Below are 15,965 nucleotides of genomic sequence, written 5' to 3'. Positions count from 1 at the left end.
TGTTAAAGAGCAGTGAGTTAGACGCTTTCGCTTGCTAACTCGAGGTGGCGTATATTACGCTTTTCACCCGGAGAGTCAAGCATTTATTTCGCTTTCCTCTCGCTGACCCGGCGGCTTGTCAGTCGTTGTTCCCGGTCAGTGGAGGCGCATTATAGGGAGTTCTCGGCGGGCCGCAACCCCTAATTGCAAAAAACTTTTCAAGCGCGCTTTTTTTCAACAAAAGGGCGAAAAAGCGACGAATTTATGTCACTTTTTCCGGCAAACAGCCATAAAAGCTGGCGATCACTGGAGTAAAATAGAAATAACGATGTCAGTAAGGACCCGCAGCCATGCCGCTAAATGCACAACAACAGGCCGCCCAACGCAATCTTTCTTATCTGCTTGCAGAGAAACTCGGCCAACAAATTCTGGCGGGCGATTATCAGGCCGGCAGCATCCTGCCCGGTGAAATGGAACTGGGCGAGCAATTCGGCGTCAGCCGCACCGCAGTACGCGAAGCAGTAAAGATGTTAGCCGCCAAAGGCATGTTGTTGCCGCGCCCACGTATCGGCACCCGCGTGATGCCGCAAAGCCAATGGAATTTTCTCGATCAGGATTTACTGACCTGGTGGATGACGCGGGAAAACTTCGATCAGGTGATGCAACACTTCCTTATCTTGCGCACTTCGCTGGAGCCGCAGGCCTGCGCGTTGGCGGCAAACCACGCCAGCCCGCAGCAAACCAAGCTGCTGGCGGAGCTGATGGCGGAAATGCGCGCGCTGCATACCCAGTTTGATCGCGAGCGTTGGATCCAGGTCGATACCCAATTCCACCAGCTCATCTACGAGGCCAGCGGCAACCCGTTCCTGACCTCGTTCGCCAACCTGTTCAGTTCGGTGTACCAAAGCTACTTCCGTGCCATCACCGGCAATGAAGTGATCAAGCTGCGCCATCATCAGGCTATCGTCGATGCGATACTCGCCGGAGACAGCGCCGGCGCGCTCGTCGCCTGCCAGGTGCTGCTGAAAGAGAAAGACTAGACACGCTCCCCGCTTATATATAGAAGAAAGAGACGAGGGACAGACGACCATTTAACCAGGACCGACCATGACCCAATCCGCGCGCAGTATGGCAGGACTACCGTGGATCGCCGCAATGGCGTTCTTTATGCAGGCGCTGGACGCCACCATCCTTAACACCGCGCTGCCGGCGATCGCCCAAAGCCTAGGGCGTTCACCGCTGGCGATGCAATCAGCCGTCATCAGCTACACGCTGACGGTGGCGATGCTGATCCCGGTCAGCGGCTGGCTGGCGGACCGCTTCGGCACCCGCCGCGTGTTCATCTTCGCCGTGACGTTATTCACCCTCGGCTCGCTGCTGTGCGCCCTGTCCCCTACGTTAAGCGTGCTGGTCGCCTCTCGCGTGCTGCAAGGCATCGGCGGCGCGATGATGATGCCGGTCGCGCGGTTGGCGCTGCTGCGCGCCTATCCGCGCAGCGAACTGCTGCCGGTGCTGAACTTCGTCACCATGCCCGGCCTGGTCGGGCCGATTCTCGGGCCGCTGCTGGGCGGCTGGCTGGTCACCTACGCCACCTGGCACTGGATTTTCCTGATCAATATCCCTATCGGCCTGCTCGGCATCTTCTATGCGCGCAAGTACATGCCGGACTTCACCACGCCCAAGCGCCGCTTCGATTTCCTTGGCTTCATGCTGTTCGGCCTGAGCCTGGTGCTGATCTCTACCGGACTGGAGCTGTTTGGCGAGCGGGTGCTGGCGAGCTACGTTTCGCTGGGCATTCTGCTCAGCGGTTTCGTGATGCTGTTCGGCTATATCGCGCACGCACGCCGCCATCCTCAGCCGCTGATCGGTCTCGACCTGTTCAAAACCCGCACCTTCTCGGTCGGTATCGCCGGCAACGTCGCCTCCAGGCTGGGAACCGGCTGCGTGCCGTTTTTAATGCCGCTCATGCTGCAGGTGGGATTCGGTTATACGGCGATCGTCGCCGGCTGCATGATGGCGCCGACCGCCATCGGTTCGCTGATGGCGAAATCCACCGTCACTCAGGTGCTGCGCTGGTTCGGCTACCGTAAAACGCTGGTCGGCATCACCGTTATCATCGGGGTGCTGATCGCCCAGTTCGCCCTGCAAAGCCCGGGCATGCCGCTGTGGCTGATGATCCTGCCGCTGTTCGTGCTGGGCATGGCGATGTCCACCCAGTTCACCGCCATGAACACCATCAGCCTGGCGGATTTGAACGACGCCAACGCCAGCGCCGGCAACAGCGTCCTGGCGGTCACCCAGCAGCTGTCCATCAGCTTCGGTGTGGCAATCAGCGCGGCGGTGCTGCGTTTTTACGAATCCCTGTCGTTAGGCACCATGATCGACCACTTCCATTACACCTTTATCACCATGGGGATCGTCACCGTGGCGTCGGCGCTGGTGTTTATGTTGCTGAGAAGGAAGGATGGCCGCAATTTGATCAGCGGCCAGGAAAGCAAGAAAGAAGCGAAGGCGGCCAGTTAACGGCGGCCCACCGAGGCGCGTTCCACCAGCTCGGGCGTCAGCACCAGCACCTGGGGCGCACGCTCCGGGTTTTGCAGGCGATTGATCAGCGCATCGATCGCCAGTTCGCCCAACGAATCCTTCGGCTGATGAATGGTGCTCAGCGGCGGCGCCAGATAACGCGCCAACTCAATGTCATCGTAGCCCATCACCGCCATATCCTGCGGCACGGAAAGCCCGGCCTGATATAGCGCCTGATAAACGCCCACCGCCACCGCGTCGTTACCGGCGAACACCGCATGCGGCGGCTCGTCCAGCGCCAGCAGTTGGCGCATGGCGTTCACGCCGCCCTCAAACTCAAAGTCGCAATGCACTTCATACCCTGGCGGAACCGGCAATCCGGCGCGCCGCATCGCGTTGCGATAGCCTTCCAGTCGGTGACGGGCGGTGGTTTTATCCTGCGGGCCGGCGATGCAGGCGATCTTGCGGTAACCGCAGGCGATCAGATGATCGGTCGCCATCTCGCCGCCCAGCAGCGAGTTATCCTGAATAATGTCGTTGGCGCCCTCGAACGGCGCCCAGTCCATCATGACGATCGGCAGTGACGGGTAGCGGCTCAGGGCATCTTGCGATGGCCGGTGGTTTTCGGTGCACATCAGCAGCAAACCGTCGACGCGCTTTTGCAGCAGCGTCTCCATACTGCGGTTCATGCGCGCGGCGTCTTCTTCGGTGTTGCACAGGATCAGGCTGTAGCCGCGTTCATAGCAGCTGCGCTCCACGCCACGCACCACTTCGGCATAAAACGGGTTGTTACTGGCAGTCACCAGCATGCCGATGGTGCGCGTCTGATTGAGCTTCAGGCTGCGCGCCAGCGCGGAAGGCGCATAGTTCAGCTGTTCCACGGCCGCCATGACCTTGTCGCGCACGCTGTCGCTGACAAAGCGATTGTTGTTGACCACATGCGAAACGGTAGAGGTTGAAACGCCCGCCAGGCGGGCGACATCTTTCATGGTGGCCAAAGGATCACCCCTGCTGCTGCAAGAAGGCGTCGATCTCTTCACGCCACGGCACCGAAGGCTGCGCGCCAGGGCGGGTCACGGCGATCGCCGCCGCCGCATGGGCGAAACGCACCGCGTCGGCCATGATCTTGCCTTCCAACAGAGCTGTGACCAGCGCACCGTTAAAGGTATCGCCGGCGGCGATGGTATCCACCGCTTGCACCTTGAAGCCGGGCACCAGTTTGCCGTTGCCGTTTTCGCTCAGCCACACGCCGCGGCTGCCAAGGGTGATGATCACCGTCGCGATGCCCTTGTCGTGCAGTGCCTGCGCCGCGCGCGCCGCATCGGCGTCGTTGTCCACGGCGATGCCGGTCAGGCGCTGGGCTTCGGTTTCATTCGGAGTGATCATATCGATCATGCCCAGCAGCTCGTCCGGCAGCTCACGCGCAGGGGCCGGGTTGAGGATCACTTGCGTGTGATGCTGCTTCGCCAGGCGGGCGGCGGCGATCACCGTCTCCAGCGGCGACTCCAACTGCATCAGCAAAGCGTCGGCATCGATCACTTTTTGTTGGTAGCGCGCCAGGTAATCCGGCGTCACCGCGGCGTTGGCGCCGGCATCGATGCCGATCACGTTCTCGCCTTCGGCGTTGACGAAGATCAGCGCCACGCCGGTGGTGCTGTCGGCGATGGCTTCAATCGGTTGGGTATCAATGCGATCGCTCGCCAGCTGCCGGCGGACACGTTCGCCGATGTCGTCAGCGCCCACGCAGGCGATAAAGGCGATCTCCGCCCCGCTGCGCCCGGCCGCCACCGCCTGATTCGCGCCCTTGCCGCCAAACGCCACCTTATACTGTTTCCCGATCACCGTTTCGCCCGGGTGGGGGAACTGTTCAATATTGAGGATATGGTCGGCATTGATGCTGCCAAGAACCACCAGCTTACCTGTTTCCATCGCATTGATTCCTGAATTGCGCGCCATCGTAAACGCCCCGTTCCGATGGCGCTGGTATGACTTACTGAGTGACCAGTTTCAAATCGACCGGGATGGTCGCCGGCACTTTTTCGCCTTTCAGCACTTTATCGGCGGTTTCCACACCGATCACGCCGATCTGATCGGGACGCTGCGCCACGGTCGCCGCCAGCTTACCGCCTTCGACCGCTTTCACGCCGTCAGCGGTGCCGTCGAAGCCTACCACGATCACGTCGGTTTTACCGGCGGTTTGCAACGCGCGCAGCGCACCCAGCGCCATTTCATCGTTCTGAGCGAACACCGCCTGCACGTCCGGGTGCGCAGTCAGCAGGTTCTGCATCACGTTCAGGCCCTTGGTGCGATCGAAATCGGCCGGCTGGCTGGCCAACAGTTTGAATTTATTCTGATCCAGCGACTGTTTGAAGCCTTCACCGCGTTCACGCGCGGCGGAAGTGCCGGCGATGCCTTCCAGCTGAATCACCTTGGCATCGGCACCCACTTTCTTGGCGATGAAGTCGCCGGCCATTTTGCCGCCCACGCGGTTATCCGAAGCGATGTGGCTCACCACGTCACCCTTGCTCGCCACGCGGTCCAGCGTAATGACCGGGATCTTAGCCTGGTTGGCCATCTTGATGGCGTTGCCTACCGCGTCGGAGTCGGTCGGGTTGATCAGCAGCAGCTTGGGCGCGCGCACCATCAGATCCTGCACGTTGGCCAGCTCTTTCGCCGGGTTGTTCTGGGAATCCAGCACCACCAGGTTGTAGCCCAGCTTGTTGGCCTCTTGCTGCGCACCGTCCTTCATCGAGACGAAGAACGGGTTGTTGAGGGTGGACACCACCAGCGCGATGGTGTCTTTGGCCATGGCATTGGCGCTCAGGGTGGCGCTCAGCGCGATGGCGGAAGCTAAGGTTGCCAGTTTTTTCATTTTCATCATCGTGATTCCTGTAGGGGGAGGTTACTTGTTGCTTTTGTTATCTACCAGAACCGCCAGCAGTATCACCACTGCCTTCACGATCATTTGGTAGTAGGAAGAAACACCCAGTAAATTCAGGCCGTTGTTCAGGAAGCCGAGGATCAGCGCCCCGATCAGCGTGCCGACGATGCGGCCCTTGCCGCCGGCCAGGCTGGTGCCGCCCAGCACCACGGCGGCGATGGCGTCCAGCTCATAGCCGGTGCCGGCGGTCGGCTGCGCCGACGACAGGCGCGCCACTTCGATCACCCCGGCCAGCGCCGCCAGCAGGCCGCACAGCGAGTAGACGATAATCTTCACTTTATCGACGCTGATGCCGGAGAGGCGGGTCGCCGCTTCGTTGCCGCCCAGGGCATAAATATAGCGGCCCAGGCGCGTATGATGCAGCATATACCAGGCGGCGATGAACACGATCGCCATGATCCAGATCGGCGTAGGCACGCCCAGCGGGCGGCCGATGCCGAACCAGCCGAAGGTGTCGGCCACGTCGGTGAAACCGGTGTTGACCGGGCTGCCATTGGTGTACACCATGGTGACGCCGCGCAGCAGCAGCATCATCACCAGCGTGGCGATAAAGGCCTGCACTTTGCCTTTGGCGACGATCACCCCGGTGCAGGCGCCAACCGCGGCGCCCAGCGCCAGTGCCGCCGCCACCGCCACCAGCGCGTTGACCTCAAAGCCGACGATCGACGCCGCCACCGCGCCGGTCAGCGCCAGCAGCGATCCTACCGACAGATCGATGCCGGAGGTGAGGATCACCAGCGTCATCCCCACCGCCATGATGGCGTTCACCGAGGTCTGCTGCAGAATATTGAACAGGTTGTTCAGGGTGAAGAAGTTCGGGCTCATGGAAGAGACCACGGCGATCAGCACCAGCAGCGCAATCAACGACTTCTGCTCTAACAGCCACTCTTTACTGAACCAGCGCTTAGCTGCGATAGTCTGGGAACTCATATCTGATTACTCCTGCTTTACGCCGTATTGCTTGCCGACGGCTGCCGCCATCAACGCTTCCTGGGTGGCCTGTTCAATCGGGAACTCGCCGCTGAGATGCCCTTCGTGCATCACCAGAATGCGATCGCTCATGCCCATCACCTCCGGCATTTCCGAAGACACCAGAATGATGCTCAGCCCTTCCTGCTTGAACTGGTTGATTAACTGATAGATCTCTTTTTTGGCGCCAACGTCGACGCCGCGCGTCGGCTCATCGAGGATCAGTACCTTCGGCCGGGTCATCAGGCCGCGGGCGATCGCCACTTTTTGCTGATTGCCGCCGGAAAGCAGACCGATCGGCTGCTCCATCGACGGCGTTTTGATATTGAACAGCCGGATGAAATCCCCCACCGCCTGCCGCTCGTCGGCCTGTTTCAGGCTGCCGTCGGCGCGGCTGAAATAGCGCAGCGCGGTCAGCGACATGTTTTCCTTCACCGACATGCCCAGCACCAGGCCGTCGCGTTTGCGGTCTTCCGAGATATAGACGATGCCGTTCGCCAACCCGTCCTGCGGCGAATGGGTGACCACGTCGCGACCGTCCAGGCTGACGGAGCCGGCCTTGCGCGGGGCGGCGCCGTACAGGATTTTCATCAATTCGGTGCGCCCGGCGCCCATCAGCCCGGCCACGCCGAGGATCTCGCCGCGGTACAGCGTAAAGCTGACGTCTTCAACGCCGGGGCCGGAAAGGTGGCTGACGTCCAGCCGTTTTTCCCCGCGCGGCAAATCCAGGCGCGGGTACTGCTCTTCCAGCTTGCGGCCGACCATCATCTCAATCAGCGAATCTTCCTGCAGCTCGCTCACCGGCCGCTCGGTGATAAACTGCCCGTCGCGGAATACGGTCACGTCGTCGCAGATTTCAAAAATCTCTTTCAGGCGGTGCGAGATATACACGATGCCGCGCCCTTCGGCCTTCAGCTCGTTGATCACCTTGAACAGCGAGGCAGTTTCGGTGTCGGTCAGCGCATCGGTCGGTTCATCCATGATGATCACTTTCGATTCGAAGCTCAGCACCTTGGCGATCTCTACCATCTGCTGATCGCCGATCGACAGTTCGCCCACCAGTCGGTGGCTGCTGTAGCGCAGATTGAGACGCGCCAACAAGCGATCGGCCTCGGCGTACATGCGCTTCCAGTCAATGCGGCCGAAACGGTTGACGAACTCGCGGCCGAGGAAGATGTTTTCCGCAATCGTCAGCTGCGGGATCAGGTTCAGCTCCTGATGGATAATGCCGATGCCCGCTTCCTGCGAATCCTTAGGCCCGTTGAACGCCACCTCTTTACCGAGAAAATACTGGCTGCCGGCGTCTTTCTGGTAGATGCCGGTCAGCACTTTCATCATGGTGGACTTCCCGGCGCCGTTTTCTCCCACCAGCGCCATCACCTTGCCGGGATAGACGCTGAGGGCAGCGCCGGAAAGCGCCTTCACGCCGGGAAAGGCTTTATCAATCCCTTTCAGTTGCAGTAAAGGTTGCATACGCGCCTCAGAAAGTTACGCCGGCGCACAGGATCACGTTCGCATAAGGCGAACACTCCCCGCTGCGGATCACCGCCCGGCTGTGCCCGGTTTGCGCTTTAAACGCCTGATGGCTGATATAGCGCACGCTGATGGTATTGCCCTGGCGTTGACCCAATGCGGTCAGTTCAGCCAACAGTGCCTCGTGGAGCGACGGATTCTGTTTCACGATCTCTTCCGCCAGGATGGCGCTTTCTACCTGCATCTCTTGCGTGACCGCCGCGAACACCTGCATGAAGGTCGGCACGCCCTGCGTCAGCGCCAGATCGATGCGCTGCGTTTCCGTCGGTATCGGCAGGCCCGCATCGCACAGGGTGAGCTGGTCGGTATGCCCCAGCCGGGCAATCACGGCAGACACGTCGGAATTCAGTAATACGCCTTTTTTCATCTTCTCACTCCGCTAGCGAAACGTTTCGCTCTCTGGGGGAGTTTAAAAAAACGGCAGGGGAAGGCAACCGGGACAATGCAGAAGTGTGATCGCTATCGAAACGTTTCGTTCACGCACGGACAAAGCACAAACAAAAGGGGCTCAGCCATGCTGAGCCCCTTATCAGGCGGGTTAAATCTCGACCTGCGTGCCGAGCTCGATGACCCGGTTCGGCGGGATCTCAAACTGATCCGGCGCGCGCAGCGCGTTGCGGCTCAGGGCGACGAACAGTTTACCGCGCAAATAGAGGTACCACGGCCGCTTGGTGAGGATCAGCGACTCATGGGACATGAAGAACGAGGTCTCCGACATGCGGCACGGCAACCCTTCCAACCCGCAGCGGTGGAACACCTCCTCGACGTTCGGCGTTTCGCGCCAGCCGTAGCTGGCGACCACCCGCCAGAAGGTTGGCGACAGCTGTTCAATGGTCACCCGGCGCACGTTGTGCACGTAAGGCGCATCCTCGGTGCGCAGCGTCAGCAGCACCACGCGCTCATGCAGCACCTTGTTGTGCTTCAGGTTGTGCAGCAGCGCAAAAGGAATGACGTTGGTGGCGCGCGACATGAACACCGCGGTACCCGGCACCCGCACCGGCGGCGATTTCTCCAGCGAGGCAATCATCGCCTCCAGCGAGTTGCCGTGTTCATGCAGGCGGCGCAGCAGGCGGAAACGCTCGCTCTTCCAGGTGGTCATAATGAGGAACATCACCAGCGCCAAGGTCAGCGGCAACCAGCCGCCGGAGAACAGCTTCAGGGCGTTGGCGGAGAACATCGGCACGTCGATGATCAGCAAGATGGTCACGATGCCGATCGCCAGGAAGCGATTCCAGTGCCAGTTGTTGATCGCCACCGAGGTGACCAGAATGCTGGTCAGCACCATGGTGCCGGTGACGGCGATGCCGTACGCCGCCGCCAGATTGCTGGAGTGTTCGAAGCCGATGATCACCAGCACCACCGAGATGTACAGCGTCCAGTTGATCACCGGAATATAGATCTGGCCGGATTCCATTTCCGAGGTGTGAATGATACGCATCGGCGACAGATAGCCCAGACGCACCGCCTGGCGAGTCAGCGAGAAGACGCCGGAAATCACCGCCTGCGAGGCGATAACCGTTGCCAGGGTCGCCAGAATCAGCAGCGGGATCAGCGCCCAGTCGGGTGCCAGCAGGAAGAACGGGTTTTTGATCGCCTCCGGGTTTTTCAGCAGCAGCGCGCCCTGGCCGAAGTAGTTGAGCACCAGCGATGGCAACACCACGGTGAACCAGGCCAGGCGAATCGGGAACTTGCCGAAGTGCCCCATATCGGCATACAGCGCCTCGACGCCGGTGATCGACAGCACCACCGCCCCCAGCGCGAAGAACGATACCTTCTTATATTCCATGAAGAAGTTGAGCGCCCATTTGGGGTTCAGCGCCTGCAGCACTTCCGGGTTCGAAATGATGCTGCGCGCGCCCAGCACCGCCAACACGATGAACCACAGCAGCATCACCGGAGCGAACAGCTTGCCAACGCTGCCGGTGCCGTGCTTTTGAATGGCGAACAGCAGCGTCAGTACCAGAATGGAGAGCGGCACTATATAGGCGTCAAGCGCAGGCGCGGCGATTTCCAGCCCCTCGATCGCCGACATCACCGAGATAGCCGGGGTGATCACCACCTCGCCATAGAAGAAGCTGCCGCCGATCAGGCCCAGTATCACCAGCACCGCGGTAGTGCGCGCCGAGGTGTTGCGCCCGGCCAGCGACATCAGCGTCAGGATACCGCCCTCGCCGGCGTTGTCCGCGCGCATCACGTAGGTGAGATATTTGAGGGAAACGATCACGATCAGCATCCAGAAAATCAGCGACAGGAAGCCGAAAACCACGTCTGGACGAACATCGAAGCCGTAATGGCCGGAGAAACACTCTCTCAGCGTATAGAGAGGGCTGGTGCCGATATCACCGTAGACCACGCCGATAGCCGCCAGGGTTACCGCCGATAAGGACTGCTTATGCTCTGCGCTCATAATTCGTTTCTTTATCAGAACATCCGTTAGCGATGCATCCGCATCAGGCAAAATACGGGCTCAAAGATCCGTCACGCCCACCAGAAAGCCGCACAGTATGCACCATTTATACGCCTTGCCTACCCTTATATCAGAGCCGAAAAATAAACAAAATGTGAATCGGATATCCGGCACAACTTAGAAAAATATTACTAATCAATAAGCTATACCACTAAAAATAATGGTGGTTTATCATCGGATTATCGACCAAGATTGGCTAACTCTCGGACAATGCGACAATTATATGACGCCATCATCCCTTCTGGCAGAACGAATTTCCCGCCTCAGCAGCGCGCTGGAGAGCGGTCTTTATGAGCGGCAAGAAGCGATCCGCCTGTGCCTGCTCGCGGCGCTGAGCGGCGAAAGCGTATTCCTGCTCGGCCCGCCCGGCATCGCCAAGAGCCTGATCGCGCGCCGGCTGAAGTTTGCCTTCCGCAACGCCCGTTCCTTTGAATACCTGATGACGCGCTTTTCCACGCCGGAAGAGGTCTTCGGCCCGCTCTCTATTCAGGCGCTGAAAGATGAAGGGCGCTATCAGCGCCTGACAACCGGCTACCTGCCCGAAGCAGAGATCGTGTTTCTGGACGAAATCTGGAAGGCCGGCCCGGCGATCCTCAACACCCTGCTGACGGCGATCAACGAACGGCGCTTTCGCAACGGCAACAGCGAAGAACCGATCCCGCTGCGCCTGCTGGTCACCGCCTCCAACGAACTGCCCGAAGCAGACAACAGCCTCGAAGCCCTGTATGACCGCATGCTGATCCGCCTGTGGCTGGACAAGGTGCAGGATAAACAGAATTTCCGCTCGCTGCTGGTCAACCGCCAGAACGAGAGCCAAAACCCGGTGCCGGCGGCGCTGAGCGTCAGCGATGAAGAGTTTCTGCAGTGGCAACCGCAGATCGACAAGGTGGCGCTGCCGGAAGCCTGCTTTGAGCTGATTTTCCAGCTGCGCCAGCGGCTGGACGCGCTGGAACAGGCGCCGTACGTCTCCGACCGACGCTGGAAAAAGGCCCTGCGCCTGCTGCAGGCCTGCGCCTTCTTCAGCGGGCGCGACGCCATCGCCCCGCTCGACCTGATGCTGCTGAAAGACTGCCTGTGGCACGATCTCACCTCGCTGAAGCTGCTGCAACAGCAGATCGATCAGCTGCTGACCGAATCGGCCTATCAGCAGCAGTCGATGCTGATCCAGCTGCAACAAATCCACACCCGCTGGCTGCAGGATCAGCAACAACAAAGCGACCGGCAGGCCATCAGCCTGGTGAAAAAGGGCGGCATGTTCAGCCGCAAACCCCAATACGCGCCGGCCACGCCGTTCGCCGGCGGCACTCTCACTCTGCTGCTGCAAAAACCGCTGCAGCTGCATGACATTCAGGTCAACCATCTGAGCATCGAGAGCAGCGTGCTGGATAACTGGCTGCAAAAAGGCGGCGACGTGCGCGCCAAGCTGAACGGCATCGGCTTCGCGCAGCCGATCGATTTGGAGGTCGACGACCAACTGCACCTGACGGTGCTGGACGTCAGCCGCCAGCCTTCGCTGCTGGCGCTGCCGGGCAAACAGGCCACCGCCACGCCGCAGGCGCTGCTGGATGAAATGGACGCGTTGGCCCAGCGCCTGGCGGAGCAGCGCCGCGCCTTCAGCCAGCATCAGCCCTGTCTGTTCACCCCCGCCGCCGGCCTGGCCAAGATCGAAGCCAGTCTGCTGCAGGTGGCAGAGCAGGTTAAACAGCAACTGCAGCAAATGCGCGGCCAGTAACCATGCTCAGTCTGGAGACGCTCGATCTGCTGCTGGCGATCACCGAAGGCGAGATGATCGAGGAGATGATCGTCGGCATGCTGGCGGCGCCGCAGCTGTCGGTGTTCTTTAAAAAGTTTCCGGCCATTCGCCGGGCGCTGGATCGCGATCTGCCACGCTGGAAACTGCAGCTCAAGGAGCGTCTGCAGGAGGCCATGGTGCCGCCGGCGCTGGCGCAGGAATTTTACCGCTACCAACAGTGCCAACTGGAGAATAACACCCAGTTCTATCACAACCTCAACGACACGATGGAGCTGCTGCGCCAGCTGGTCTCGCCGTTTTATGAACAGGCGCGCGCGCTGGTGGACGCCGCCGATCTGCCCAATCATCCGCTGGACGACAGCTTCCAAACCCTATTCTTGCAGCGCTGGCGCATCAGCCTGACGCTGCAGGCCACCATGCTGCACCACCAGCTGCTGGAACAAGAGCGCGAGCAGCTGATGGCGGAACTGCAGGAGCGCCTGGCGCTGAGCGGCGCGCTGGAGCCGCTGCTGTCGGAGAACGACACCGCCGCCGGCAGGCTGTGGGACATGAGCAAAGGCCAGCTGCAGCGCGGTGATTACCAACGGCTGGTGGAGTACGGCAACTTTTTGCAGCAGCAGCCAGAGCTGAAAAAGTTGGCGCAGCAGCTGGGCCGCAGCTATCAGGCCAAGGCAGTGCAGCAACAGGACGCGCAGCCCGAACCGTTCAGGGTCATGGTACAGGTGCCGGCCACGCTGCCGGAAGAAGTGAGCGGCATTCATCAAAGCGATGACATCCTGCGCCTGCTGCCGCCGGAGCTGGCGACGTTGGGGATTGAAGAGCTGGAGTTCGAGTTTTATCGCCGCCTGCTGGAAAAGCGGCTGCTGAGCTACCGCCTGCAGGGCGACGTCTGGCAGGAACAGATCCTTATTCGCCAGGTCACCCACCAGCAGCAGGATCAACAGCCGCGCGGGCCGTTTATCGTCTGCGTGGACACCTCAGGATCGATGGGCGGCTTCAACGAACAGTGCGCCAAGGCGTTCTGCCTGGCGCTGCTGCGCATTGCGCTGGCGGACAACCGCCGCTGCTACATCATGCTGTTCGCCAACCAGATCGTGCATTACGAACTCACCGCCGCCAGCGGCATCGAACAGGCGGTGCGCTTTCTCGGCCAGCAGTTTCGCGGCGGCACCGATCTGGCGGCCTGCCTGAACGCCACCGTCACCAAAATGGCGGAAAGCGGCTGGTTCGACGCCGATGCGGTGATCATTTCCGATTTTATCGCCCAGCGATTGCCGGAGGAGGTAATAAAGAAGGTAAAACAGCAGCAGCAAAGCCACCAGCAGCGTTTCCATGCGGTGGCGATGTCCGCCTACGGCAAACCCGGCATCATGCGCATCTTCGATCATATCTGGCGCTTTGATACCGGGCTGAAAAGCCGTTTGATGCGCCGCTGGCGGCGCTAGGCAGGATCAGAGCAGGCCTTCGACCGCCCCGCGCACTTCCGGCGACCACACGCCGCACTGCACCTGGCCGATATGCGACAGTTGCAACAGCAGCATCACCAAACGCGACTGGCCGATACCGCCGCCGATGGTCTGTGGCATATCGCCGCGCAACAACGACTGGTGCCACTCCAGCTTCATGCGCTCTTCGTCACCGGTCAGCGCCAGCTGATGTTTCAGCGCGGCGGCGTCGACGCGGATGCCCATAGAGGACAGCTCGAAAGCGTCCTGCAGCACCGGGTTCCACACCACGATGTCGCCGTTCAGGCCCGCCAGGCCATCCGCCGCCGGCGTGGTCCAGTCATCATAATCCGGCGCCCGCACATCGTGCGATTTGCCGTGCGACAGCTTGCCGCCGATGCCGATCAGGAATACCGCGCCCAGCTCTTTGGCGATCGCCCGCTCGCGCCCTTTGGCGTCCAGATCCGGGTAGCGCTGCAGCAGGGTTTCGCTGTGCACAAAGTGGATCTGTTCCGGCAGGAACGGAGTCAGACCATGCTCGCGGCTGACTTCCGCCTCCGTCGCCTTGATGGCGGCGTAAATGCTGCGCACGGTGCTTTTCAGGTAGTCCAGGCTGCGCTCACCATCGCCCATTACCCGCTCCCAATCCCACTGATCGACGTACACCGAGTGGATAGGCGTCAGGCGATCTTCATCCGGGCGCAGCGCCTTCATATGGGTGTACAGGCCTTCGCCAGCGCCGAAATCGTAACTACCCAGGGTTTTGCGTTTCCATTTCGCCAGTGAATGCACCACTTCGAAGGTGGCGTCCGGCAGGGTTTTGACCTTAACCTGCACCGCTTTCTCGCTGCCGGAGAGGTTATCCTGCGTGCCATCGCCCAAACGGCTGAGGATCGGGGCCTGCACTTCGATCAGACCGAGCTGTTGCTCCAGCTGGCGGGAGAAGAAGGATTTGACCTGGCTGATTTGTTGTTGTTTTTGGATAAACTGTTTTTTCATTGCCGTATCTCTTGTAAACCTGTCTCTGTTGCCATCGATTAAGCAACAAAATGATACGCCAATTCAATATCCACTAATCAATATTGCCTTTTCACTTTTAATCGTTCATTTTTACCCGGACAGAATTCAACAATCGTTAATTAATGGGGGATTAAATGGCGGAAATTTATCAGATCGATAATCTCGATCGCGGCATCCTCAACGCACTGATGGACAACGCGCGCACACCGTACGCCGAACTGGCGAAAAACTTCGCCGTCAGCCCCGGCACCATTCATGTGCGGGTAGAGAAGATGAAACAGGCCGGGATCATCACCGGCGCGCGCATCGACGTCAGCCCCAAACAGCTGGGCTATGACGTGTGCTGCTTTATCGGCATCATATTAAAGAGCGCCAAAGACTATCCTTCGGCGCTGAAGAAGCTGGAAAGCCTGGAAGAAGTGGTGGAAGCCTATTACACCACCGGCCACTACAGCGTCTTTATCAAGGTGATGTGCCGATCGATCGACGCGCTGCAACAGGTACTTATCAACAAGATCCAGACCATCGACGAGATCCAGTCTACCGAAACGCTGATCTCGCTGCAGAACCCCATTATGCGCACCATTGTGCCGTAACCCGCCAAATTGCATACCCACATTATCCACAGGTAGATCCCAGCCGATTCACAGCGTACAATGCAGCCACTTTGAGTGAGAAGGTTGGGATCGTTGGTTCATGGCAGACATTACTCTGATCAGTGGCAGTACGCTTGGCAGCGCCGAATACGTGGCTGAACATTTGGCTGAAAAGCTGGAAGACGCGGGTTTCTCTACCGAGATGTTGCACGGCCCTGAACTGGATGAGCTGCCGTTGACCGGTCGCTGGCTGGTGGTCTCTTCCACGCACGGCGCCGGCGAACTGCCGGATAACCTTCAGCCGTTGCTGGAGCAGATCGCCGAACAACAGCCGGATCTTTCCGAGGTGCAGTTCGGCGCCGTCGGTTTGGGCAGTTCGGAATACGACACCTTCTGCGGTGCGATCAAACAGATCGACGATCTGTTGATCGCCAGAGGCGCGAAAAGGATCGGCGATCGTCTCGAGATCGACGTGACCGAACATGAAATTCCCGAGGATCCGGCCGAGGAATGGGTAAAAAACTGGATTAATTTACTCTAATTCGCCTAAAGATCGTGCGAACGATTGTGGATAACTATACTTAAAAGCAGGGTAAAAGCCGTAGTTATCCCAATAACAACCGTAGTGCGCTTTTTGTCCTGTGCATAACAAGCCTTTTAGATCCCAGCTTATCTGCGTCGGGATCACCGATCATTCACAGCAAACGATCCTCCTTAATCTGCTGATCTTCATCGTGAA

Annotated in this window: 14 protein-coding genes; 6 read left to right on the top strand and 8 right to left on the bottom strand. The window is 59.7% G+C overall.

Translation table 11 applies throughout. The features are described from left to right. Positions 1–329: 329 nt before the first annotated feature. A complete protein-coding gene (locus EKL15_RS22665; protein WP_033636503.1) occupies positions 330–1,019 on the top strand; it encodes a FadR/GntR family transcriptional regulator in 690 nt (229 codons plus the stop codon). A 67-nt stretch (positions 1,020–1,086) separates the two neighbouring features. Beyond that, complete coding sequence (gene mdtD, locus EKL15_RS22660; protein ID WP_015379462.1) at positions 1,087–2,502, top strand: multidrug transporter subunit MdtD; 1,416 nt, start codon at positions 1,087–1,089, stop codon at positions 2,500–2,502. Here the strand turns inward: mdtD and rbsR are convergent. The 7 genes from rbsR to kup form a co-directional block, all read right to left on the bottom strand. After that, positions 2,499–3,500, bottom strand: coding sequence for a ribose operon transcriptional repressor RbsR (gene rbsR, locus EKL15_RS22655; protein WP_016929629.1), 1,002 nt, complete (start codon positions 3,498–3,500; stop codon positions 2,499–2,501). The two genes, mdtD and rbsR, sit on opposite strands and share 4 nt — an antisense overlap. Positions 3,501–3,504: 4 nt before the next feature. After that, entirely contained in the window at positions 3,505–4,431 is a 927-nt protein-coding gene (rbsK, locus tag EKL15_RS22650) for a ribokinase (protein WP_049200548.1), read from the bottom strand. Positions 4,432–4,492: 61 nt separating this feature from the next. After that, a complete protein-coding gene (rbsB, locus tag EKL15_RS22645; protein WP_025160300.1) occupies positions 4,493–5,380 on the bottom strand; it encodes a ribose ABC transporter substrate-binding protein RbsB in 888 nt (295 codons plus the stop codon). A 24-nt stretch (positions 5,381–5,404) separates the two neighbouring features. Next, entirely contained in the window at positions 5,405–6,373 is a 969-nt protein-coding gene (rbsC, locus tag EKL15_RS22640; protein ID WP_019455467.1) for a ribose ABC transporter permease, read from the bottom strand. Positions 6,374–6,379: 6 nt separating this feature from the next. Continuing rightward, entirely contained in the window at positions 6,380–7,885 is a 1,506-nt protein-coding gene (rbsA, locus tag EKL15_RS22635; protein WP_060424387.1) for a ribose ABC transporter ATP-binding protein RbsA, read from the bottom strand. 7 nt (positions 7,886–7,892) lie between these two features. Beyond that, positions 7,893–8,312, bottom strand: coding sequence for a D-ribose pyranase (rbsD, locus tag EKL15_RS22630; protein WP_060441271.1), 420 nt, complete (start codon positions 8,310–8,312; stop codon positions 7,893–7,895). A 171-nt stretch (positions 8,313–8,483) separates the two neighbouring features. Further along, positions 8,484–10,352, bottom strand: coding sequence for a low affinity potassium transporter Kup (gene kup / locus EKL15_RS22625; protein ID WP_049200553.1), 1,869 nt, complete (start codon positions 10,350–10,352; stop codon positions 8,484–8,486). A gap of 283 nt (positions 10,353–10,635) precedes the next feature. Between kup and ravA the strand changes: the two genes are divergently transcribed. Continuing rightward, complete coding sequence (gene ravA / locus EKL15_RS22620; protein WP_087762477.1) at positions 10,636–12,144, top strand: ATPase RavA; 1,509 nt, start codon at positions 10,636–10,638, stop codon at positions 12,142–12,144. A 2-nt stretch (positions 12,145–12,146) separates the two neighbouring features. Continuing rightward, positions 12,147–13,610 (top strand): ATPase RavA stimulator ViaA, encoded by a 1,464-nt coding sequence (gene viaA / locus EKL15_RS22615; RefSeq protein ID WP_049200559.1) that lies wholly within the window; start codon positions 12,147–12,149, stop codon positions 13,608–13,610. A 6-nt stretch (positions 13,611–13,616) separates the two neighbouring features. Here viaA and asnA read toward each other — a convergent pair whose 3' ends face one another. After that, positions 13,617–14,609, bottom strand: a complete 993-nt coding sequence (gene asnA, locus EKL15_RS22610; protein ID WP_041037361.1) for an aspartate--ammonia ligase — start codon at positions 14,607–14,609, stop codon at positions 13,617–13,619. Positions 14,610–14,764: 155 nt separating this feature from the next. Between asnA and asnC the strand changes: the two genes are divergently transcribed. Both asnC and mioC read left to right on the top strand, forming a co-directional pair. Then, positions 14,765–15,226, top strand: a complete 462-nt coding sequence (gene asnC / locus EKL15_RS22605; RefSeq protein ID WP_004933786.1) for a transcriptional regulator AsnC — start codon at positions 14,765–14,767, stop codon at positions 15,224–15,226. A 100-nt stretch (positions 15,227–15,326) separates the two neighbouring features. Further along, on the top strand, positions 15,327–15,767 hold the full coding sequence (mioC, locus tag EKL15_RS22600; protein WP_016929621.1) for an FMN-binding protein MioC: 441 nt from the start codon (positions 15,327–15,329) through the stop codon (positions 15,765–15,767). The last annotated feature ends 198 nt before the right edge of the window (positions 15,768–15,965 follow it).

It is taken from the genome of Serratia sp. 4542 (assembly GCF_016805595.1).
In the GTDB taxonomy this organism is placed as follows: Bacteria; Pseudomonadota; Gammaproteobacteria; order Enterobacterales; family Enterobacteriaceae; genus Serratia; species Serratia nevei.
This window is presented reverse-complemented; position numbering and strand designations above follow the sequence as displayed.